The following is a 20,005-nucleotide window of genomic DNA, read 5'->3' as shown; positions in this document are numbered from 1 at the left end:
AAACCGAGGCATTCACCTCGGTTTTTTTCAAGCTTAAACTAAGTCAGACTTAGAATACGCCTTGAGAAAGCATTGCATCAGCAACTTTTACGAAGCCAGCGATGTTTGCGCCGTCTACATAGTTTACAGTACCGTCTTCTTTAGTACCATATTTCACACAGTTGCGGTGAATTTCTTTCATGATCGCATGCAGACGTTCGTCAACTTCTTCGAAAGTCCAGCCTAAACGCAATGCGTTTTGAGACATTTCAAGACCAGAAGTTGCTACACCACCGGCGTTAGATGCCTTACCTGGAGCATAAAGGATTTTCGCTTCAACGAATTTCTCAACTGCATCCAGTGTAGAAGGCATGTTCGCGCCTTCAGCAACACAAATTACGCCGTTTGCAAGAAGCGCTGCTGCATCATTCGCATCAAGTTCGTTTTGAGTCGCACATGGAAGCGCGATATCACATTTGATACCCCAAGGACGTTGACCTTCAAGGTATTCAAAACCGTGTTTAGATGCAAATTCAGAGATACGGCCACGTTTAATGTTTTTCAGTTCCATCACTTCAGCAAGAAGCTCTTCAGTGAAACCGTCTTTAACGTGAACAGTACCCGCAGAGTCAGATAGAGAAACAACTTTAGCACCCAAGAACATTGCTTTTTCAGCAGCGTACTGCGCAACGTTACCAGAACCAGAGATTGTTACCACTTTATCTTTGAAGCTTTCGCCACGAGTTTTCAGCATCTCTTCAGCGAAATACACTGTACCGTAACCAGTTGCTTCTGGACGAGCCAGAGAACCACCGAAAGTCAGGCCTTTACCAGTGAATACACATGAAGTGTCATTGCTGAGTTTTTTCATCATACCAGCCATGTAACCAACTTCACGGCCACCCACACCGATATCACCCGCTGGGATATCTGTATTAGAACCAAGATGACGATAAAGCTCGATGATTAACGCTTGGCAGAAACGCATGATTTCGCCTTCTGATTTGCCTTTAGGATCAAAATCAGAACCGCCTTTACCACCGCCCATAGGCAATGTAGTCAGGGCATTTTTGAAAGTTTGCTCGAAACCGAGGAATTTCAAAATAGAAAGGTTCACTGACGGGTGGAAACGCATACCACCTTTGAATGGACCAATCGCTGAGTTGTACTGTACGCGGAACGCACGGTTAACCTGTGTTTGACCTTGGTCATCTACCCAAGCAACACGGAACTGGATCGCACGCTCAGGTTCAACTAGACGTTCTAGTAAACCATGTGCTGCGTATTGTGGATTCTTTTCAATGAATGGCCACAAACTGGTCATCACTTCTTCTACAGCTTGAAGAAATTCGGGTTGATGTGCATCACGTGATTTTACGTAATCTAGGAACTCATTAAGTGTGTTGTATTTCAACGCTTAATCCTCAGCAGAAAATGGATCAAAATTGGTCAAATTTACAATCAATGTTAAATTTTGGCGCAAAATATTAAATATCTTTTGTAACTAATCTACAATACTTTTTTGAAAAATAGTTTAAATTTAATTTGATAACAATTATTTATATTGATTATGAATATTTTTTCTGTGTACTTAAATGCCAATTGAATCAATGCTTAATTGTTAATTTATGCCTAATAATAATGCACAAAGTGACCCTTAATCGTGCATAACTTAGTTCCTTAAAAACATGTTAAAATCATTAAATTGACATATTTTGTTTCATTCACTCTAAGGCTCAGCCCGAGCAGCCTAGGTTATTCATGAATTCGCAAATCTCTCTAGTCCAGTCTATTGATGCTTTATTGCCCCAAACCCAGTGCGGTTTATGTGGTCATCGTGATGGCTGCTTGCCCTATGCTCAGTCCATTGCTGAGGGCGAAGATGCCAATAAATGTGTACCGGGTGGACAGCCCGTCGCTGATGCTCTGGCAGCATTGTTAAATCGTTCTAAACTGCCCGCTGAAGAAAGTGTCTGGCCCATTCAGACGGATGGTCGTCCTCAGCGCATGAAAGCCATCATTCGTGAAGATGAATGTATTGGTTGTACCAAATGCATCAGTGCCTGTCCGGTCGATGCGATTATTGGCTCAGGCAAATTGATGCATACTGTGCTCACTGACCTGTGTACCGGCTGTGAACTCTGCATTCCGCCTTGCCCGGTAGACTGTATTGATCTGGTTGAAGATCTTCAGCCTTTACCAACTGAAGCTCAGCGTATTGCTGAACAGGATGATTTGCGTAAACGTTACTATGCGCATATTCAACGCGAAGAAAAACGTCGCATCGACCGTAAGGGACCTGTCGTTCGTGCCGAGATTAATACTGCCCTATTTGCCCAGTTCTCTGCTCAGGTCGATCAGGTTCCTGTCATTGAAATCGTGAAAAAACCAACCGATGAAGTGGTTACACTTGATGCCAAAACCACGATTGAGCTTGCCAAATTACGCACACAAATCAAAAAGTTAGAAAAACAGCTTTCTGTTCGTGAGGATGCACGCAAACGTCTGCAACTTGAAGAACTGACGCAGCAATTACAGGCTTTACAGGGATAAGATCATGACAACAGTAACAGCTAAGCCTGTAAAAAACATGACTAAAAAACAGATTCAGACTTTCTTTGAGCGCCTGCGTGAACAGCGTCCGAATCCGAAAACTGAACTGAACTATTCCAGCCCATTTGAATTACTGGTTGCAGTGACCCTGTCTGCCCAAGCTACGGATGTAAGCGTGAATAAAGCCACCGATAAACTGTTTCCGGTCGCCAATACACCGGAAGCGATTTATGCACTTGGTGTGGATGGGCTGAAGGAATATATTAAAACGATTGGCCTGTATAATTCCAAAGCTGTAAACGTCATTAAAGCCTGTGAAATGCTCATCAAGAAGCATAACAGCGTGGTACCGGACAATCGTGCAGATCTGGAAGCCTTACCCGGTGTAGGACGCAAAACAGCGAATGTGGTGCTGAATACTGCCTTTGGCCAGCCAACCATGGCTGTGGATACGCATATTTTCCGTGTCGGTAATCGTACCGGTTTGGCAGTAGGTAAAAACGTGCTTGAGGTCGAGCATCGTCTGGTCAAAGTGATTCCAAAAGAATTTATTATTGATTCACATCACTGGCTGATTTTACATGGCCGCTATTGCTGCATCGCACGTAAACCAAAGTGTCATGAATGTGTGGTCGCCGATGTCTGTAACTGGCCCGACCGTTTTGAATTTGGCGCAGGTCGCGCAATTCCGGTGAAAAATATTGAAGCTGAACGCTAGGTTCAGCTTTTTAATTTAAGTACTCAAAAAGTTTTTATTTTTTATTTTGCCCAGCCTGTTCTTGCTTGCGCTTTTGCTCAAGCTCTGCCTGTAATTTAGGATGCAGCTGACGCACAGGCACCTTACCCGCATTTTCAGCACGTTCTTCCTGACGTACTTTTTTCAGCATCTTGAAGCTGACATAGAACAGTGCAAACAGTACTGCTAGAAATACAATCATCAATCCTAATACAGCAAATTTCACAGCAGATCCTTTTGAACAATACAATAAAAAGAGCCCTAATATGACTTAGGGCTCTTTGAAAGTCAAAATGATCGGAAACCGATTATTTTGCTTGATCCAGAATCGCGAAAAGATCTTTTTGAACTTCTTCGATTGGACGTAGACCGTTTAACTTGTCATAAGTCGGTGCATTTTCGCCTGAAGCTGCACGGCCTTGATAGAAGCCAACCAGCTGTTCAGTTTCAGTGTGGTATGAACCTAAACGGCGACGAATAGTTTCTTCCTGGTCATCTGGACGTTGTACCAGATCTTCACCAGTTTCATCATCTTTACCTTCCACTTTTGGCGGGTTGTAAACGATGTGATAAACGCGACCAGACGCCGGGTGTTGACGACGACCAGATAGACGTTGAACGATTTCTTCATCCGGCACATCAATTTCAATTACATGATCAATTGCAATGCCTTCTTTTTCCAGCGCTTCAGCTTGAGGAATCGTACGTGGGAAACCATCAAAGATGCAGCCATTTGCACAGTCAGGTTGTGCAATACGCTCTTTGACCAGACCAATGATCAATTCATCAGAAACCAAACCGCCATTGTCCATGACGCTTTTAGCTTGTAGACCTAATTCAGTTCCTTCACGAATTGCAGCACGGAGCATATCACCGGTTGAAATTTGTGGGATATTGTAGCGCTTACAGATCAACTGAGCTTGTGTACCTTTACCTGCTCCAGGTGGTCCGAGTAAGATAATGCGCATATATAAACATCCTCATTTTTTAACTATGTATAAGATACCCAGCTTCACACGACCAAAACGTGTGCTGCTCTTTGGCATCTAATTATAAGAAAGCCACAAACAAATGGATTAAACCCGCAACAAAACCGGTAACTCCCCCCAGGACAATCAAAATCCATTCATCTTCCTGAAAAGCAGGACGTAATAGATTCTGAAACTCGTTAGGCGTCAAATCACGTATGCGGTCTCTAAACATTTGGTAGATCTTCTGTGCACGGCTCGCATTAAACGCAGGGTCGCTTACAGGCACCATCGTAATTTCAATCGAGCGATCGATCAAGTCTGTCTTGAGTTTTGCATACTCTTTTGGTCCTAAAGACAACTGTAAAGAGGTCCGAACCAGCGGTGTTTCCATAATTTCGTTAATATGACGTTTGACAATACGGCGGGTTTTATCTTTTTTACCACCATACATCATTTCTGTCATGATCGATTTTAGCGTAATCAGATCTTCTGTGACTACACTGGCAAATACGTCAGAGACTTCCTCCTGACGTTTCATAAATGCGCCTTGTATGTTATAGGTGCCAATTCGAGGAATCACCGGCCTGATCCAAGGGAATCTATGATCGACTGTACGCTTAAAGAATTGCGGGTATTTGATATAGTGCGGTTCTACCGGATTAAACACCATCCAGATCGCAATCCAGTTAGTCAGGAAGCCCCAGATAGCCGCCCAGAACGGTACGGTCCAGTGCCATGGCACCACAAACCAGACCACCATCTGGAACAGGCCAAAGAACATCCCGATCAGGGCACTGATATGCCAGATAAAGTTGATTTCTTTCTGCCCGACTTTCAAGAACATGCGCACCATTAAACGGCGATCACCTTCCATTTGACTGACCACCATGTCGCGCATATCGACCAGTGACTCGACGTTCATGGTCAGTTCAGTCACTAATTCTTTTAATACCTGTGGCAGCTGTTTATGGGCTTGTGCATAAATACGGCGCTTGATTGAATAAGGCAAGTTTTCCCACAGAACTGCATTTCGGTCCATCATGACTTCATCAATCAGATGTTCTAGTTCAAAACCGACCTGTTCCCCGATAATACGTGCCATATCATCCGGGTCCATTGCCTGCAAGAACTCTTGGATAGACCCGAGTTTAGACAAGGTATTATCCGTGATAATTCCAGAGATTCTTCCAGCTTTACGCGGCACAATACCTTGCCAGCCAACAGGAACAGGCCCGACATGAAAACCCCAAAAATTAATTGGATAAAACACCATTTTTAGCGCCATCCACACGTGAGCCCATGTTACGAATGCGGTCACCGGGATAATGCTGAGCACTGCCCAAAAATCTGGGCGATTCAAGAAGGCTTGCCACAATTCATTGACGTACTCAAGCATGCATAAATTCCATATTTAATTTTTTGTTCACAGAATACAGGTATTAATAAAGTTGAATATTTTGTCTATAAACCGATACTTAAAGTATAGGAGAATTGTAGTCTGGGTTCAGTTTCGGCTACAACGCGACCATTACTGTCCTGTAATTTCTCCCCCGCCCCAATACCGATACTAAAACTGCTGATCCGTTCTGAACTAAGCAAAACATACGCCAGATCAATACCCCCACCTAAACGGCTTTCGTATTTGCCATCCACCTGTTTGCTATCGATATGACCGGCATAAGCCCCTACATAATAACCATTTTTGTCCTTGCCGGTGAGGTGAGCTGGATAACGAAAGCCGACTTGTGCTCCAACTGTACGATCATCGTTGAGAAAAGCACCACCTTTCACATAAGCAATCCCATAAGGATTCACCCATTCAGTGTTTAGATGGATAAGTTTCTGGGTAAATCCGACCCCAACATTAAAAGCTTTAGGCTCACGATCCTCAGTTCTGTTTGCCGTATTATTCACTTGATCATGTGCATATACCCCATTTGCAAAGAATGCAAATGCCAACAAAGGGTAAACTTTGTTCATTCCTTCACCATCTTCCTTAATTATAGTTTTTGGTAGAGTCCTATTTTTATTTAATTTTGACTTTATCAGAATTATTAAAACTCTTGTATACAGCACTTTACAATTTTCATGTCTGCAAAGTCAAAGTTTAAACACAGGAATTGCTACAGCCAGTTTTTCATTATCAAATCCCGTACAGTTGCGCTAGAATACTCCACTTTGATTCCTTTCCCTCTGGTCTTAAGTCGATCGCGTATGAAGCAGCACTTTCCTTTAAAAAATGCACAACAAGAAAAGCGCATCTATAGCAGTCGGGTCTGGATCTCTGTCGGTATTGTGATTTTCTTTATGCTGCTGCTGGTCAGCCGCTATGCCTATTTGCAAATTTTTAATTTTGAAACCTTCTCTACGGCTTCTGACCAGAACCGTATTCGCCTGCAGCCCTTAGCGCCCGCACGCGGCTATATTTATGATCGTAACGGTATTTTACTTGCCGATAATTACCCGGTTTTTACAGCTACCTTAAGCCGCGCCGATGTTCAAGATATTGATGATACGCTGAAGCGTCTTGCGCCGATTTTAGAATTAACCGAAGAAGATATTGAACGTTTTCAGGCCCGAATCAAGACAGCACGTAAAACTGAACGGGTATCGATCAAGCTGAATCTGAATGAAAATGATATTGCCCGTTTTAGTGAAGTAAAATATCTATTTCCGGGCGTCAATATTGAAACTCAGATGACGCGTTACTATCCGCATGGTGAACTCTTCGCACATGTGATTGGTTATGTCGGCCGTATTAATGACAAAGAACTCAAAGAAATTGATAAGGATCTCTATGCCGGGTCTAACCTGATCGGGAAAATCGGGGTAGAAAAATACTATGAAGATCTCTTACATGGTGTGCCGGGTAATGAGTCGGTAGAAGCTGATGCTTTCGGTAATGTCCTGCGCCACTTAGGCCGTAAAGAGCCGGTACGTGGTAATGATCTGTATTTGTCATTGGATTATGGTCTACAAACCATTGCCACAGAGCAACTGGCGGGTCGCCGTGGTGCCATTGTCGCGATTGACCCACGTACAGGTGAAATTTTGGCACTGGTTTCCAGTCCAAGTTTTAACCCTAATTTATTTGTGACCGGGATTAGCAGTAAAGACTATTCAGGCCTTCGTGACAGTTTAGATCAACCACTTTATAACCGTGCTGTTCAAGGGGCTTATCCTCCAGGTTCAACGATCAAACCGATGTTTGGTATGGGCGGTCTGCATTATGGACTGGTCGACTGGAGTACAGCGATTTCTGACCCGGGGTACTTTACCTTACCGGGCGATAGCCACCGCTTCCGTGACCATAAGAAAACTGGTCATGGTGCTGTGAATCTGCATAAAGCTCAAGTGGTGTCCTGCGACACCTATTTCTATGTCATGTCCTATCGGATGGGCATTGAAAGAATGAATAGCTGGATGCGCCAGTTCGGCTTTGGCGAAAAAACCGGTGTGGATTTACCAAGTGAAAGTTCAGGTCTTTACCCAAGTCCTGAATGGAAAATGCGTACCCGTAAATCCAAATGGTCACGTGGTGAAACCATTTCGGTGAGTATTGGTCAGGGTGCATTTACCGCCACACCATTACAGCTCGCCATGGCAACTGCTATTACAGCAAATCAAGGCTCACATGTTACGCCTCACGTACTGCGTGAAAGCAAAGGTGCCAAACCTTTCACCGTACATAATGCCACCAATGGTAAAATCGACTTTAATGGTCAACCAGATGACTGGATCAAAATGCGTGATGCCATGATTGATGTGGTTCAGTCAGGTACAGGTCGTGGAATCCGCACACCGATGTATCAAATCGCAGGTAAAACCGGTACGGCACAGGTGAAAAGTATTGCCCAAGGTAAGCGCTATAATGAAGCCCTGCTGACTGAACGCCAGCTGGATCATGGTCTATTTGTGGGTTTTGCACCTGCTGAAGCCCCTGAAATTGCAGTAGTCGTTGTCTGGGAAAATGGTCGACATGGTGGTTCTGCTGCACAACTGGCTAAACCGTTATTTGATTACTGGTTACTGTCTCGCGATAAAAATCCAATTCACCCTGCCGGCCATCAAATTAGTGGCGGTCTCATGACAGCAGGTATTAAACCGGGTGAATTGCCAAGTGGACCGAATCTGTTAAGTGCTGATCCGAATGCGACCCCAACACAAGAAGGCAGTCAGGCGACCCACGCACAGCCAAATAATCCACAACCTGCAACTTCTCACTCTACCCCTTCAGCCAATGACGATCAGGAATAATTCATGAAAAATCAACTTAGAATTATTGGTGGTGACTGGAAACGCCGTCAATTGGCTTTTGCCAGTATCGAAGGATTACGCCCCACACCTGACCGTGTGCGTGAAACTTTATTTAACTGGCTGATGTGGGATGTCCAGAATGCCTGTGTCTTGGATCTGTGTACCGGTTCGGGCGCTTTATCTTTTGAAGCATTATCACGTGGTGCAGCTTCAGTGGTGATGATTGAACCTGATCGTACTCAGGCGCAATTCCTCACCCAAAATCTGGAATTACTCAAAGTCACCAAAGCACGTGCGCAACTTAAAATTGCGACAGCACAACAAGCATTAACCAGCCTGAAACAGCAGTTTGATCTGGTCTTTCTAGACCCGCCTTATACTCTGGATCTATGGGAAACTCTGGCTGCTCAGGCTGATCCACTGATCAAAGAAGATGGTTTTATCTATGTAGAAGCCGATCGTGAACTCAGCACATTGAAGCTGCCAAGTTCATGGCGTTTAGTTAAAAATACCAAAGCCGGTACAGTACGCGCAGGGCTGTATCAGAAAAAAGCGGCTTAAAACCTACTTATATTAAACACTCAAATAAAAAAGGATTCCTTAAAGAAATCCTTTTTTATAAATGGAAGGTAATAGTTAACGATTACGACGCCAGTCCCGATCACCTCTGTCACGTTTCCAGTCACGATGATCTTTATGTTTTTTCCAATCCTTATCACCACGATCCCGATCATAATGTCCATTACGATCATGATGACCGCGATAACCTTCATCCCAAGGATCAACCACACAGCCTGTTAGCGCTACTGCCAATACAGATGACAGTAATATCATTTTTTTCATGTTCATCACCTCTATACCGCACTCAATTAGTATCAAGTGATTTCATGAAGAGTACGCGGAGCCATTGTTGCACTCTTGTATGATTTTGTTCATTTTCCATACTTAATTAAAGGATTTGTCTCGGATTTAATAAAAAACCATTTATGCATATTTACACTTAGATTCGCATAAATACAGCTAAGGATTTGCTTGGTTTTTCTGGCTATATTTTGAATACTACAGACTTTTCCAATGCCCTGATTTTTATGACCTGGCTACTCTTTATTCTTGGTGCAATTATCGCAGGATTTGTACAGGGACTTACCGGTTTTGCTTTTGCATTAATTGCCATGTCATTCTGGGTATGGGGATTAAGCCCTCAACTTGCTGCGCCCTTAGTGGTTTTTGCCTCGGTGTGGAGTCACCTCATTTCATTATCCAATGAACCTAGACTTCCTCATCTGCACCGAACCTTATATCTACCTTATTTAATTGCTGGTCTGATCGGTGTCCCACTCGGCACCTGGTTACTGAATATCGTTGAAGCGGGTACTTTTCGTATTTTGCTGGGTATATTTCTCGTGATCTGGTGTCCACTGATGTTGCTTAATCCACAGATTAAATTGATTCAGCATTCAGGTAAAACTGCGGATGCAGGGATTGGTTTGGCTGGTGGCATTTTAGGAGGTTTAGGGGGATTCTGTGGTTCTGTACCCTCTGCCTGGTTAATGCTGAAACAGCTGCCGAAAGAACAGCAGCGCTACATATTGCGTCATTTTAATTTTGCCATACAGGTGTTTACCTTAGCCGCCTATTTACTGCAAGGCACCTTAAATCAGACTCACCTTCCCTATATGGCGGTACTCATTCTAGCTGTAAGTATTCCCGCTATTTTAGGCGCACGTCTGTTTCATCGAATTTCAGAATTACGTTTTAAACAGATTGTCTTAGGCTTGCTCTTCAGCTCGGGCTGCTTTCTCCTGATCAAGGAAGGCATTGACTCATTTGCGCGATAGAGCAGCTCTAGAGCCTTACATCACTTTGCTTTCAGCCCTATTGCTGTTATGTTAGCCCGGATGATTCTCTAGGCGGATATAAGCGATGCAAATTCGTGATCAAATTGTACTTGTGACTGGTGGTGCCCGTGGATTGGGACTAGCCATTACCCAGCTTCTGATTCAGGAAGGTGCACGTGTAGTGGTGAATTACCATAGCAGCAAAACCCAAGCTGAAGCTTTGCAAAATCAGTATCCTGATCAGGTCTTTGCCTATCAGGCAGATGTAACACAAGCTGATCAGGTACAAGCTTTATTCGCTGCCAGCAAGGCCCATTTTGGAGAAGCCATCCATTCCGTTATTAATAATGCGCTGGTGCAATTTGAGTTTAATGGTGATGAGCGACCTAAAGTTGAAGATCTGACCTGGGAAAGCATGTCCCGTCAGTTTAGTGGAGCAGTTCAGGCCTGTTTAAATACAACACAAGCTGCATTAGAAGATATGAAACAGGCACATTTTGGTCGTATCGTGAATATTGGGACTAACCTGGTTCAAAACCCCGTCGTTCCTTATCATGATTATACGACTGCGAAAGCGGCTCTATTGGCCTTTACCCGAACTACTGCGCAAGACCTGGGTCAGTATGGGATTAATGTGAACATGCTTTCAGGCGGATTACTGCAAACCACAGATGCAAGTAAAGCAACACCTGACTTTGTCTTTGACCTGATTGCTCAATCCACTCCTCTGCGCCGCGTGATTACGCCTGAAGAATTTGCATCCGCTATTTTAATGTTCCTGTCACCTTATTCACGTGCAGTGACAGGTCAAAACCTGATTGTCGATGGCGGACTGGTTAAAGGTTAAAGATCGCAAAGGAAGAATGAGATTCTAAATTTCATTCTTCTATTTTTTGACCAGTTGTTGAATAAAACTACTTTTGCATAGCGCATTTACTTCTACAATAGTGCGCTCCCCATCAAAGTTCATCTTTTTCTATGAAACTCCTAACGGCATTGCTCAGTAGCATGTTACTGGCAGGTTGTATGTCCAATGATCTTAAAAAGTCAGAACAGCTTCTGCAAAACTTCAATTGTGCCAAGATTGATACAGCGCAAATGCCACACAGTAGTATGACGGATTATTATCAACACATGCTGTACAGCAGCAAAACCAAGGTCGAGTCTTATATTGAGCAATATCATCAAGGTGAAGAGCTTTTTGACCTGCCTTTATATGAAGTGGTAGAACAGCAATACAATCTTTATAAAGATGCCTGCCAGAATCTGGGGGGAATTTTATCTGAAGAGAATCAAAATTAAATTCGGTATTTATATATCGTACAGAAAAGCAGAGTCCATCCCTCTGCTTTTATTTTTCCTGAAATTAAAAATAGCGTTGATCAATACTGAATTTTTCAGGAAATTTAGGTTCAATATTGGCATAGAACGCCATGATCTCAGCCATATCCTGTTCATAATTTCCTGTTGGATAAATGATTTTACCTACACCCGCTTCTTTTTTCGCATAATCCATATAAGCCAGCGCAATCGGCACACCCGCATTGATCGCCACATGATAAAAACCAGTTTTCCATTGTTCCTGACGGGCGCGTGTACCTTCTGGTGTAACCAGCATCACCAGTTTAGGATGCTGTTTAAATAGATCTGTCATAACCTGAACCATGCTTGGACGAGGCTCACCCGGTTGTTTGGGACGACGGTCAATACCAATTCCACCCATTGCACGTACAAAAGGCCCAAATGGAAATTTCATATAGCTGTCTTTAATGGTCAGACGCACATTCACTTTTAATGCCTTTAAGGCCAAACGTGCATATAGCGCGTCCCAGTTACTGGTATGTGGTGCTGCAATCATCACACATTGATCAAGGTCTTCAGGCCATTGGTCATCGGTTTTCCAGCCCATTAAATTTAAAGTTTTCTCAGCTAAATTTTCAAACACAGCTACATCACAATCATTGTCAAAATTTCGCCACAGTCTAACAATGCAGCAGAATATAGATAGTGCATCCTGATCAATAAATCACCAATTAATATATATTTGTATTTTTAAACTTTGGGAAGAATTTTCAATTTATTGTTATTTGAATATTTCTTCTTTCACTTCCTATTGCAAGCTCACTCTTTTAAACAAATAGTGAGTTCAATTTATTTTACTGATTTATATATTTTTCCATCCTAATTTTAGGATATGTCGATTTTAGCTTTCTTTCTATACTTCGATGACATAATAAATTCCAGGAAGATTTTCATGAAAAAGACTTTAATTTGTCTTGCCTTAGCGGGGTTACTTACAGCATGTGGCGGTTCAGATAATGATCGTACAGAGGGTTCATCACCTGTTCCACCTACCGCTCCGGTCGGGACCGAAACTGGTGTACTGACAGATGGAATTATCTCAGGGGTAACATATATCACCAGCAGTGGTGCTGAAGGGGTTACTAATGAAAAAGGCGAATTTAAATTTAATGATGGAGAAAAGGTTAAATTCCTGATTGGTGACATACAACTGGGTCAAGAAATTGAAGCTAAAGAACGTGTTACGCCTTTAGATTTAGCACAAACTGAATATGCACGTACCAACCTGATGGTGCTTTTACAGTCTTTAGATACAGATAGTAATCATGACAATGGGATTAGCATCAGTACCGAAACTGCTAATGCCCTTCTTAATAAGAGTTTAGATTTTTCTAAGGCCCCTACAGCTTTTGCTACAGACATAGTATCAACAGGCGTAGTTACCACAGAAAAATTGATTACACCTGAAAAAGCTGCAGAGAACTTCCAGTCAACTTTCTATAAAGACATCGCCGGTACTTGGGAAATTGGCCGTAATGCAAACAGCGCTGTACTGATCCATATTTTAGAAGATGGCCGTTATGCCTTAGGTCAAGCAGAAGCTGCTGACGGTGATGGAACACCTGGCATTGAAACTGGAGAGTTAAACTGGAACGCAACTACAAGCGTGATTTCACCGCGCATTATTCAAGACAGTAATGGTGAATGGGGACTCTCACATCCTGCAGAAGGCAAACCTTATACCTTAAACTATGATGGAACGACCTTAATTCTGACAGAACCTGGGATCAATACCGAATACCGTTTAAGCCGCGTCAAACAGTCTGCTAATGGTCTGGTAGGTGCTTGGAGATTTAGTGACACCCATTTATTTGCCTTCTTTGACACAAACTATTATTTCTTCCTGGACACTGAAGGCGGAGATGATTGTGGCTGGCCTGGAATTGAATATGGCAAATTTACTCTTTCAGGTAATACACTCACAACCACTGAAGTTTTATTCGATACCAATGAATGTGGCGGATTACAAGACAGTTCCGATGGCAGCAAGACCATTGCAAACATCAATGTATCGGCTGAAACTCTGATATTGCATCCACAAGGTGAAGGTCCTGTAACATTACAGCGCGTTAGATAATGAGCACAGCCTACCTAAAGAATTATCTTTAGGTAGGTTTAATTAATATGTTCAAAATGAATCGTACATCCCATCAATAAGTGCATTAGCTCAATTTGTGAAGTGCAATCAGTTTTCTCATAAATATTCTTAAAATAAGTTCGTACTGAACTTAAAGTGATCCCACACTTTGTCGCAATTTCTTCTAATTTGTAGCCATTGATTAAAAGCTCACACAAATCAAATTCACGTTTCGACAGTTGATATGCTTGCTGCAAATAAGCTCTAGATAATGAATAATGCCGGTTTTTGTCTGTCATAAATACAGCAATCTGATGCTGAGCTTCAGAAAATTGCTGCATCTTTTTTAATCTTTTAAAAGGCACAACAGTGAGCATCAATTGCTGTCCTTTAGAATCCTGCAAAGCCAAGACTCCGCCTATTTCACTCGACATACTGGTATCTTCCAGCAAAGCACTGGATAGCAATCTTTCCAGACGTTCCTGATCACCTACCGGAGTTTTCAGGCGGTTATGCATATCCATTTCCAGACATGTTGAAGCTTCAATCATGCTTTGTGCGAGTGGATTTGAATAAGACAACTTGAGATCCTGATCCAGCAAAATAATACCGATTTTTAAACAGTCCAATACGGTATATAAGCTGATATTGTCTTGTTGTACTAAACTGATTTGCCGATGAATCTGTAAAGAGCGACGCAAATGTATACCGATCCGTTTGAGAAAATTCAGTTCAGTCGCTTCAAAACCTTGAGTATGCGGAGCACGATGTAGTCCCATGACTGCCCAGCGATAATTTCCTCTGTCCAGTAATACTCCCGCCATATACCCTATCCCTGTAGGCTTAAGGCATTTTTCATAAAAGATATACTGTTCTGTTCCAGGTTGATCTGCATAATGACGGCAGTCCTGATTAAGTGCCTTCCCCATATCAATTTCATTCCATAAAGGCATATGCAGCTTCATGTCAATGACCCGAATTCGTTCATCCTGATAAGCAGCCAGACTTTCTTCCGGAATATTGTAAGTATAAACAAAGTCATAGGCAGGATTGAATTGATCAAGACCGGTAAAAATAGCACTATGACTCTGGGTATATTGCACAATATCCTGGATGACCTCCAGCCATAAAGCAGGCAATAAAGCAGCATCATAAATTTTCGCGATGATATTATTTTCCTGTTCTGCTTTCATGACCGCTCTTTTTAATAATTATTTCTATCAAATCATAACCTTAAGGTTTATAAAATAAAACTAAAGAAAACCAATCGCTTATTTTGTATTTTAATTATCTTAGTTTCTCATCTACATATATTTAATCCGTTTCACTTAACGAATCAATTTTTAACAAGATCTCTCTGTATATTGATAGCTCATACTTCTAATGTAAACTCTAGAACAGAAGAACAAGAGGATGATCTTCAATGAAAAAAATACTATGGCCTGCTTTATTGGTAGTAACGGTTACTAGTTTAAGTGCATGTTCTAAACAGAATGACCGCGATATGGCCAGTGCAGATACTCAATCTAATACCACAAATGCTCCTGTTACTACAGAGACTACAAATAGTCAAAGCAACATGAGTACTGAGATGACCAGTAATGCTACTGTTAACTCAAACTGGGTAGGTGAATATGAAGGTGTTTTCCCGTGTGCTGACTGCGAAGGGATTAAAGTTGAACTAGATCTTAATCCTGACAAAACTTATGAATTAAGTGAGGAATATTTAGGTAAAACTGGAAATAATGAAACTGAAACCAAAGGTAGCTTCACTTTCGATCCTCAACAACCTTCTATTATCGTCCTAGATGGAAAAGCTGAAAACCGGAAGTTTTATGTAGGTGATAATTTCGTTGAAGCTCGTGATATAGAAACAGGTAAGGAAATACAGAGTAATCTGAATTATAAATTAGTTAAAAAATCCCCTTAATCATTTTGTAACTTAATAAAAAATCCCCGCAATTGCGGGGATTTTTTACATCATATGATCGAACGATGAATTACATCATACCGCCCATACCACCCATGCCGCCCATATCAGGCATAGCTGGTTTTTCTTCTGGAATTTCAGTAATCATACATTCTGTTGTTAACATCAAGCCAGCAACAGAAGCTGCATGCTCAAGTGCAGAACGAGTTACTTTAGCAGGGTCAAGAATACCCATTTCCAGCATGTCACCGTATTCGCCTGTCGCAGCGTTATAGCCATAGTTACCTTCACCGTTCTTCACAGCATTGATCACTACAGATGGCTCATCACCAGCATTGGCTACGATTTGACGAAGAGGAGCTTCGATTGCACGACGAAGAATGTTGATACCTACGTTTTGGTCATCGTTAGCACCAGTCAAACCATCAAGTGCAGATGCAGCACGTACCAGTGCAACACCACCACCTGCAACAACACCTTCTTCAACTGCAGCACGAGTTGCATGAAGTGCGTCGTCTACACGGTCTTTCTTTTCTTTCATTTCAACTTCAGTTGCAGCACCGATTTTGATGACTGCTACACCGCCTGCCAATTTAGCAACGCGTTCTTGAAGTTTTTCTTTGTCGTATTCAGAAGTAGATTCTTCGATTTGCGCACGGATTTGCTGTACACGTTCAGAAATCTGATTTGCATCACCAGCACCATCAACAATCACTGTATTTTCTTTAGATACAGTTACTTTGTGTGCAGTACCTAAGTGTTCAAGTGAAGTTTGATCTAACTGCATACCGATTTCTTCAGAAATCACAGTACCGCCAGTCAGGATCGCGATATCTTGAAGCATTGCTTTACGACGGTCACCGAAGCCAGGTGCTTTAACCGCACATACTTTGATAATGCCGCGCATGTTATTTACTACAAGTGTAGCCAACGCTTCGCCTTCAACATCTTCAGCGATGATAAGAAGAGGCTTACCAGTTTTCGCAACAGCTTCCAGAACAGTGATCAATTCACGGATGTTGCTAATTTTCTTGTCAACCAACAGGATGTATGGGTTTTCAAGTTCAGCAGTCAACGTGTCTTGTTTGTTTGCAAAGTATGGAGAGATATAACCACGGTCAAACTGCATACCTTCTACAACATCAAGCGAATCTTCAAAGCCTGAACCTTCTTCAACAGTGATTACGCCTTCTTTGCCCACTTTTTCCATTGCTTGTGCAATCAGAGAACCAACAGTGGTGTCAGAGTTTGCAGAGATCGAACCGACTTGTTCAATCGCTTTAGAATCAGAAGCTGGTTTTGCAGTTTGTTTAATATTTTCAACAACAGTTTTCACTGCAAGGTCGATACCGCGTTTCAGATCCATTGGGTTCATACCCGCTGTTACTGACTTGATCCCTTCGTTTAGGATTGCTTGAGCCAATACAGTTGCAGTTGTTGTACCGTCACCTGCGATATCATTGGTTTTTGAAGAAACTTCACGAACCAGTTGCGCACCCATGTTTTCAAATTTGTCTTTCAGGGTGATTTCTTTCGCAACAGATACACCATCTTTAGTGATGTGCGGTGCACCGAAAGAACGGTCGATTACAACATTACGGCCTTTAGGACCTAAAGTCACTTTCACCGCATCTGCAAGGATGTTCACACCAGCGATCATTTTTGAACGAGCTGAATCACCAAATTTTACGTCTTTAGCTGACATATTTGACTCCGAATATTGTTGTATCTTTACAAAATCTGAATTGGAATGAGTAAAACGATCTGGCGCAGATTAAGCTTCTAATACTGCCAGAATGTCAGACTCTTTCATGATTAAAAGTTCTTCGCCGTTTACTTTTACAGTTGTACCTGCATAAGTGCCGAACAATACTTTGTCGCCAACTTTTACGTCTAACGCGCGTACGCCATTGTCAGTGATTTGACCATTACCAACTGCAATGATTTCACCTTGTGCAGGTTTTTCAGCAGCAGAACCTGGAAGTAAAATGCCCCCAGCTGTTTTTGTTTCTTCTTCAACACGACGAATAACAACGCGGTCATGTAATGGACGAATGTTGCTCATAAATAACTCCATCAGACTAAGTCTTTTTTAGATCACCGATGACGACTTATTTATTCCATTGGTCATCATCAAAATTTTTTGATGTCCTTTTTATGGAGATGGAATAAAACGCTTCAAGGGCAAAAATGAAAAAAAATTGGTTTTTTTTTAATTTTTTGATGGATTGCGTATTTTTTGTCTATTTATTTATGGGATCAGGCTGTGGAACAAAGGTTTTTAACTGTTCATCAAAACAATATTGAATAATTTTTCCTGTTTCATCAATTGCATTAAAGCTATTCGGCTGATTCTTATGGAGTCGATGCGACGCAGAAGTCCCGGCATGGACGTCATTAACCGGATGATCTCCTCCCAATTCGAATATACGGTTCAAATCATAGACTGCGGTACGATGCAAATGCCCATGCAATACAGCAAACAGACCATGTTGCGACCAAGACTCCAATGCAATTTTGGCCATCAGGGGAATATCCTTAAAACCCCGCCTATTCTGAAATGGCACATAAAAAGGTTGATGACTGACAATAATCTTAATTTTGGAAGCAGGCGCCTGCTGTAGTTTCAGGTCAATCCTTTGAATCTGCTCAAGTGATAGATGACCTTTAGTATGATATCGACGTCTAATCGAATTTACCCCGATCAGATAAAAATGTTCGGTTTCTAAAACAGGCTCTAGTTCACCAAAAAATAATTGATAACGGGTAAATGGAGTAAATAACCGATTCCATAAATGATAAAGTGGAATGTCATGATTCCCTGGGATCACAAGATAAGGCGTATTCAACTGATCCAGAAACCGTTTACAGGCAAAAAACTGCCCCAAACGTGCTCGCTGGGTGAGATCGCCGCTGACTACCACCGCTTCCAATGGATGATCCCGACAAAATTGCTGGATGGCTTCCAAACATTCAGGTCTTTCTGTACCAAAATGCAGATCAGAGAGATGCAGAATCATGCGGCACCATTACACTTAAACTATTTTTTAAAACTGAAATATTTAAAGGTGGTGTCATTTCTACCGTTTCTCCATCTATAGCTACCATTAATTTCTTACGTTTAGACTCAATTCGCACCTGATCTGCAGCAAAACTATAAACATCTGAGGCTTGATCAATCTTGCCCCGAATTAACTGATATACCAGCTTGAATAACGTCAGCTTGTCACTTTTGGAAACTACAACCCCAGCTACCTTCCCTTGCTCAGCAGCTTGGGCAATCCGCATTTTCATGTCTGCCAGTTGAAGTGGATTATTGCCAAAGAAAATCAGTGGAGTTTTGACCGGATATTTCTTCTGATCTACCCAGATTTCCAGTTTTAATTCTTTACGGTCACGAATCAAAACATCGAGTGCTGAGGTATAGGCATGTAAAGGGAGACGGCCAAATATGCGATTATAGTCTTCACGTTTTTTAATAAATAAGGGATATAAGCCCAGACTAGCATTGTTCAGGTAGATTTCCTGATTAATGCGCGCTACATGGATACGTTTGGTTTGACCTGTTGCAATGACTTGTGCAGCTTCGACCAAATCTAAGGGAATATCCAGTAATCTTGCCGCATAATTAAAAGTACCTAAAGGCAATATTCCGACTGGAATATCAGTTTCAAGCAGGTGTTTGGCGATTGAATTGAGCGTTCCATCTCCTCCTGCTGCCACGACTACACCATGATCTGGCGATTGTTGATGCCGTTGTAGCACTTCAGCAATGACTTTTTTGAACTGTTCTGGATCATTGATTTCAAAGGCTTTAGTCTCAAAATCATGCGCTGCAAAAATATCTAGTAATTGCTCATATTTTTCTTGTTGGTCGAATAGACGGAAACCAGAATTATGATTATAAATAATGGATAAGGGTTTAGATTGATTAGACATTTTTTACACAGATTGATGCACACCTATTGGCATTTTGTTCAATTCATAAACAATTAATAGTTGCTTTATGTAAAATTCGAATGGCGACCATTTATTTAATCAATAACAAATATAACTGAACAATTTTATTTAAAGGTTTGATTTAAATAAAAATAATTAAAATAAATACCACACATAAAGCTAATAAATACATATTTAAGATTTTGAATTTATTTATATCCTATTGTTTTATATAAATTTAAACAGAAAATAGCATAATATTCCAAATAAAATCCAGCACTTCTTTAGTCTTATTTTTTTGATGATTTTATGCTTTAATACAGCCACTTTTTTTCATATTTCATCTGGCCAGTATTTTATTGA

The 20,005-nt window shown here is 41.6% G+C and carries 21 protein-coding genes; 9 read left to right on the top strand and 12 right to left on the bottom strand.

Annotation, left to right across the window (positions count from 1 at the left end):
- Positions 1 to 49: 49 nt before the first annotated feature.
- Positions 50 to 1,393 carry an NADP-specific glutamate dehydrogenase gene (gdhA, locus tag AC4MBN_RS04300; protein WP_419363336.1) on the bottom strand — a complete coding sequence of 448 codons (1,344 nt, stop codon included), beginning with the start codon at positions 1,391 to 1,393 and terminating at the stop codon, positions 50 to 52.
- A 347-nt stretch (positions 1,394 to 1,740) separates the two neighbouring features.
- Between gdhA and AC4MBN_RS04295 the strand changes: the two genes are divergently transcribed.
- Together AC4MBN_RS04295 and nth are read left to right on the top strand one after the other, a co-directional pair.
- Positions 1,741 to 2,532 (top strand): RnfABCDGE type electron transport complex subunit B, encoded by a 792-nt coding sequence (locus AC4MBN_RS04295; RefSeq protein ID WP_419363334.1) that lies wholly within the window; start codon positions 1,741 to 1,743, stop codon positions 2,530 to 2,532.
- A 4-nt stretch (positions 2,533 to 2,536) separates the two neighbouring features.
- Positions 2,537 to 3,250, top strand: coding sequence for an endonuclease III (gene nth / locus AC4MBN_RS04290; RefSeq protein WP_034703692.1), 714 nt, complete (start codon positions 2,537 to 2,539; stop codon positions 3,248 to 3,250).
- Between the two features lie 34 nt (positions 3,251 to 3,284).
- On the opposite strand, the gene AC4MBN_RS04285 is transcribed toward nth, so the two are convergent.
- The 4 genes from AC4MBN_RS04285 to AC4MBN_RS04270 all read right to left on the bottom strand — a co-directional run bounded on the left by AC4MBN_RS04285 (position 3,285) and on the right by AC4MBN_RS04270 (position 6,219).
- Positions 3,285 to 3,494 (bottom strand): hypothetical protein, encoded by a 210-nt coding sequence (locus tag AC4MBN_RS04285; RefSeq protein ID WP_491880726.1) that lies wholly within the window; start codon positions 3,492 to 3,494, stop codon positions 3,285 to 3,287.
- Positions 3,495 to 3,576: 82 nt separating this feature from the next.
- Complete coding sequence (gene adk / locus AC4MBN_RS04280) at positions 3,577 to 4,236, bottom strand: adenylate kinase (protein ID WP_004782907.1); 660 nt, start codon at positions 4,234 to 4,236, stop codon at positions 3,577 to 3,579.
- A gap of 82 nt (positions 4,237 to 4,318) precedes the next feature.
- Positions 4,319 to 5,635 (bottom strand): hypothetical protein, encoded by a 1,317-nt coding sequence (locus AC4MBN_RS04275; RefSeq protein ID WP_491880725.1) that lies wholly within the window; start codon positions 5,633 to 5,635, stop codon positions 4,319 to 4,321.
- A 65-nt stretch (positions 5,636 to 5,700) separates the two neighbouring features.
- Positions 5,701 to 6,219 (bottom strand): hypothetical protein, encoded by a 519-nt coding sequence (locus AC4MBN_RS04270; protein WP_419363326.1) that lies wholly within the window; start codon positions 6,217 to 6,219, stop codon positions 5,701 to 5,703.
- Positions 6,220 to 6,453: 234 nt separating this feature from the next.
- On the opposite strand from AC4MBN_RS04270, the gene mrdA reads away from it, so the two are divergent.
- Together mrdA and rsmD are read left to right on the top strand one after the other, a co-directional pair.
- The gene (mrdA, locus tag AC4MBN_RS04265) at positions 6,454 to 8,496 is read left to right on the top strand and encodes a penicillin-binding protein 2 (protein ID WP_491880724.1); all 2,043 of its coding nucleotides are present in this window, start codon (positions 6,454 to 6,456) and stop codon (positions 8,494 to 8,496) included.
- A gap of 3 nt (positions 8,497 to 8,499) precedes the next feature.
- On the top strand, positions 8,500 to 9,057 hold the full coding sequence (rsmD, locus tag AC4MBN_RS04260) for a 16S rRNA (guanine(966)-N(2))-methyltransferase RsmD (protein WP_491880723.1): 558 nt from the start codon (positions 8,500 to 8,502) through the stop codon (positions 9,055 to 9,057).
- 75 nt (positions 9,058 to 9,132) lie between these two features.
- On the opposite strand, the gene AC4MBN_RS04255 is transcribed toward rsmD, so the two are convergent.
- Positions 9,133 to 9,339 carry a hypothetical protein gene (locus AC4MBN_RS04255; protein WP_004782913.1) on the bottom strand — a complete coding sequence of 69 codons (207 nt, stop codon included), beginning with the start codon at positions 9,337 to 9,339 and terminating at the stop codon, positions 9,133 to 9,135.
- A 245-nt stretch (positions 9,340 to 9,584) separates the two neighbouring features.
- Between AC4MBN_RS04255 and AC4MBN_RS04250 the strand changes: the two genes are divergently transcribed.
- From AC4MBN_RS04250 to AC4MBN_RS04240, 3 genes are all read left to right on the top strand, one after another.
- Entirely contained in the window at positions 9,585 to 10,334 is a 750-nt protein-coding gene (locus AC4MBN_RS04250) for a sulfite exporter TauE/SafE family protein (protein ID WP_419374459.1), read from the top strand.
- 85 nt (positions 10,335 to 10,419) lie between these two features.
- Entirely contained in the window at positions 10,420 to 11,181 is a 762-nt protein-coding gene (locus AC4MBN_RS04245; RefSeq protein WP_419363320.1) for a 3-oxoacyl-ACP reductase, read from the top strand.
- Positions 11,182 to 11,312: 131 nt separating this feature from the next.
- Positions 11,313 to 11,636 carry a hypothetical protein gene (locus AC4MBN_RS04240; RefSeq protein ID WP_034170495.1) on the top strand — a complete coding sequence of 108 codons (324 nt, stop codon included), beginning with the start codon at positions 11,313 to 11,315 and terminating at the stop codon, positions 11,634 to 11,636.
- Positions 11,637 to 11,700: 64 nt separating this feature from the next.
- Here AC4MBN_RS04240 and AC4MBN_RS04235 read toward each other — a convergent pair whose 3' ends face one another.
- A complete protein-coding gene (locus AC4MBN_RS04235; RefSeq protein ID WP_004782922.1) occupies positions 11,701 to 12,279 on the bottom strand; it encodes a 1-acyl-sn-glycerol-3-phosphate acyltransferase in 579 nt (192 codons plus the stop codon).
- A 309-nt stretch (positions 12,280 to 12,588) separates the two neighbouring features.
- Between AC4MBN_RS04235 and AC4MBN_RS04230 the strand changes: the two genes are divergently transcribed.
- Positions 12,589 to 13,773, top strand: coding sequence for a putative periplasmic lipoprotein (locus AC4MBN_RS04230; protein ID WP_491880722.1), 1,185 nt, complete (start codon positions 12,589 to 12,591; stop codon positions 13,771 to 13,773).
- Between the two features lie 38 nt (positions 13,774 to 13,811).
- Here the strand turns inward: AC4MBN_RS04230 and AC4MBN_RS04225 are convergent, their stop codons facing one another.
- Positions 13,812 to 14,966 (bottom strand): helix-turn-helix transcriptional regulator, encoded by a 1,155-nt coding sequence (locus AC4MBN_RS04225; protein ID WP_419363314.1) that lies wholly within the window; start codon positions 14,964 to 14,966, stop codon positions 13,812 to 13,814.
- Positions 14,967 to 15,196: 230 nt separating this feature from the next.
- Here AC4MBN_RS04225 and AC4MBN_RS04220 point away from each other — a divergent pair, with 230 nt between their 5' ends.
- Positions 15,197 to 15,703 (top strand): copper resistance protein NlpE, encoded by a 507-nt coding sequence (locus AC4MBN_RS04220; protein WP_491876031.1) that lies wholly within the window; start codon positions 15,197 to 15,199, stop codon positions 15,701 to 15,703.
- 70 nt (positions 15,704 to 15,773) lie between these two features.
- On the opposite strand, the gene groL is transcribed toward AC4MBN_RS04220, so the two are convergent.
- The 4 genes from groL to AC4MBN_RS04200 all read right to left on the bottom strand — a co-directional run bounded on the left by groL (position 15,774) and on the right by AC4MBN_RS04200 (position 19,642).
- Positions 15,774 to 17,408: a chaperonin GroEL gene (gene groL, locus AC4MBN_RS04215; protein ID WP_005234685.1), complete on the bottom strand. Its 1,635-nt coding sequence runs from the start codon at positions 17,406 to 17,408 to the stop codon at positions 15,774 to 15,776.
- A gap of 69 nt (positions 17,409 to 17,477) precedes the next feature.
- Positions 17,478 to 17,768, bottom strand: a complete 291-nt coding sequence (locus AC4MBN_RS04210) for a co-chaperone GroES (RefSeq protein WP_004646315.1) — start codon at positions 17,766 to 17,768, stop codon at positions 17,478 to 17,480.
- 178 nt (positions 17,769 to 17,946) lie between these two features.
- Positions 17,947 to 18,723: a metallophosphoesterase family protein gene (locus AC4MBN_RS04205; protein WP_491880721.1), complete on the bottom strand. Its 777-nt coding sequence runs from the start codon at positions 18,721 to 18,723 to the stop codon at positions 17,947 to 17,949.
- Entirely contained in the window at positions 18,704 to 19,642 is a 939-nt protein-coding gene (locus tag AC4MBN_RS04200) for a diacylglycerol/lipid kinase family protein (RefSeq protein ID WP_419374381.1), read from the bottom strand. Before AC4MBN_RS04200 ends, AC4MBN_RS04205 begins: the two co-directional genes overlap by 20 nt.
- Positions 19,643 to 20,005 lie beyond the last annotated feature (363 nt).

The sequence above is a fragment of the Acinetobacter sp. CAU_H_60 genome, from assembly GCF_058599385.1.
The sequence above is the reverse complement of the archived record's forward strand: the minus strand, read 5'-3'. Positions and strand labels throughout refer to the sequence as shown.

Excerpts from the sequence above, each read along its gene's own strand:
- AC4MBN_RS04295 (WP_419363334.1), top strand. The coding sequence starts at position 1,741 with ATGAATTCGCAAATCTCTCTAGTCCAGTCTATTGATGCTTTATTGCCC.
- nth (WP_034703692.1), top strand. The coding sequence starts at position 2,537 with ATGACAACAGTAACAGCTAAGCCTGTAAAAAACATGACTAAAAAACAG.
- adk (WP_004782907.1), bottom strand. The coding sequence starts at position 4,236 with ATGCGCATTATCTTACTCGGACCACCTGGAGCAGGTAAAGGTACACAA.
- AC4MBN_RS04275 (WP_491880725.1), bottom strand. The coding sequence starts at position 5,635 with ATGCTTGAGTACGTCAATGAATTGTGGCAAGCCTTCTTGAATCGCCCA.
- AC4MBN_RS04270 (WP_419363326.1), bottom strand. The coding sequence starts at position 6,219 with ATGAACAAAGTTTACCCTTTGTTGGCATTTGCATTCTTTGCAAATGGG.
- mrdA (WP_491880724.1), top strand. The coding sequence starts at position 6,454 with ATGAAGCAGCACTTTCCTTTAAAAAATGCACAACAAGAAAAGCGCATC.
- rsmD (WP_491880723.1), top strand. The coding sequence starts at position 8,500 with ATGAAAAATCAACTTAGAATTATTGGTGGTGACTGGAAACGCCGTCAA.
- AC4MBN_RS04255 (WP_004782913.1), bottom strand. The coding sequence starts at position 9,339 with ATGAAAAAAATGATATTACTGTCATCTGTATTGGCAGTAGCGCTAACA.
- AC4MBN_RS04250 (WP_419374459.1), top strand. The coding sequence starts at position 9,585 with ATGACCTGGCTACTCTTTATTCTTGGTGCAATTATCGCAGGATTTGTA.
- AC4MBN_RS04245 (WP_419363320.1), top strand. The coding sequence starts at position 10,420 with ATGCAAATTCGTGATCAAATTGTACTTGTGACTGGTGGTGCCCGTGGA.
- AC4MBN_RS04240 (WP_034170495.1), top strand. The coding sequence starts at position 11,313 with ATGAAACTCCTAACGGCATTGCTCAGTAGCATGTTACTGGCAGGTTGT.
- AC4MBN_RS04230 (WP_491880722.1), top strand. The coding sequence starts at position 12,589 with ATGAAAAAGACTTTAATTTGTCTTGCCTTAGCGGGGTTACTTACAGCA.
- AC4MBN_RS04225 (WP_419363314.1), bottom strand. The coding sequence starts at position 14,966 with ATGAAAGCAGAACAGGAAAATAATATCATCGCGAAAATTTATGATGCT.
- AC4MBN_RS04220 (WP_491876031.1), top strand. The coding sequence starts at position 15,197 with ATGAAAAAAATACTATGGCCTGCTTTATTGGTAGTAACGGTTACTAGT.
- groL (WP_005234685.1), bottom strand. The coding sequence starts at position 17,408 with ATGTCAGCTAAAGACGTAAAATTTGGTGATTCAGCTCGTTCAAAAATG.
- AC4MBN_RS04210 (WP_004646315.1), bottom strand. The coding sequence starts at position 17,768 with ATGAGCAACATTCGTCCATTACATGACCGCGTTGTTATTCGTCGTGTT.
- AC4MBN_RS04205 (WP_491880721.1), bottom strand. The coding sequence starts at position 18,723 with ATGATTCTGCATCTCTCTGATCTGCATTTTGGTACAGAAAGACCTGAA.
- AC4MBN_RS04200 (WP_419374381.1), bottom strand. The coding sequence starts at position 19,642 with ATGTCTAATCAATCTAAACCCTTATCCATTATTTATAATCATAATTCT.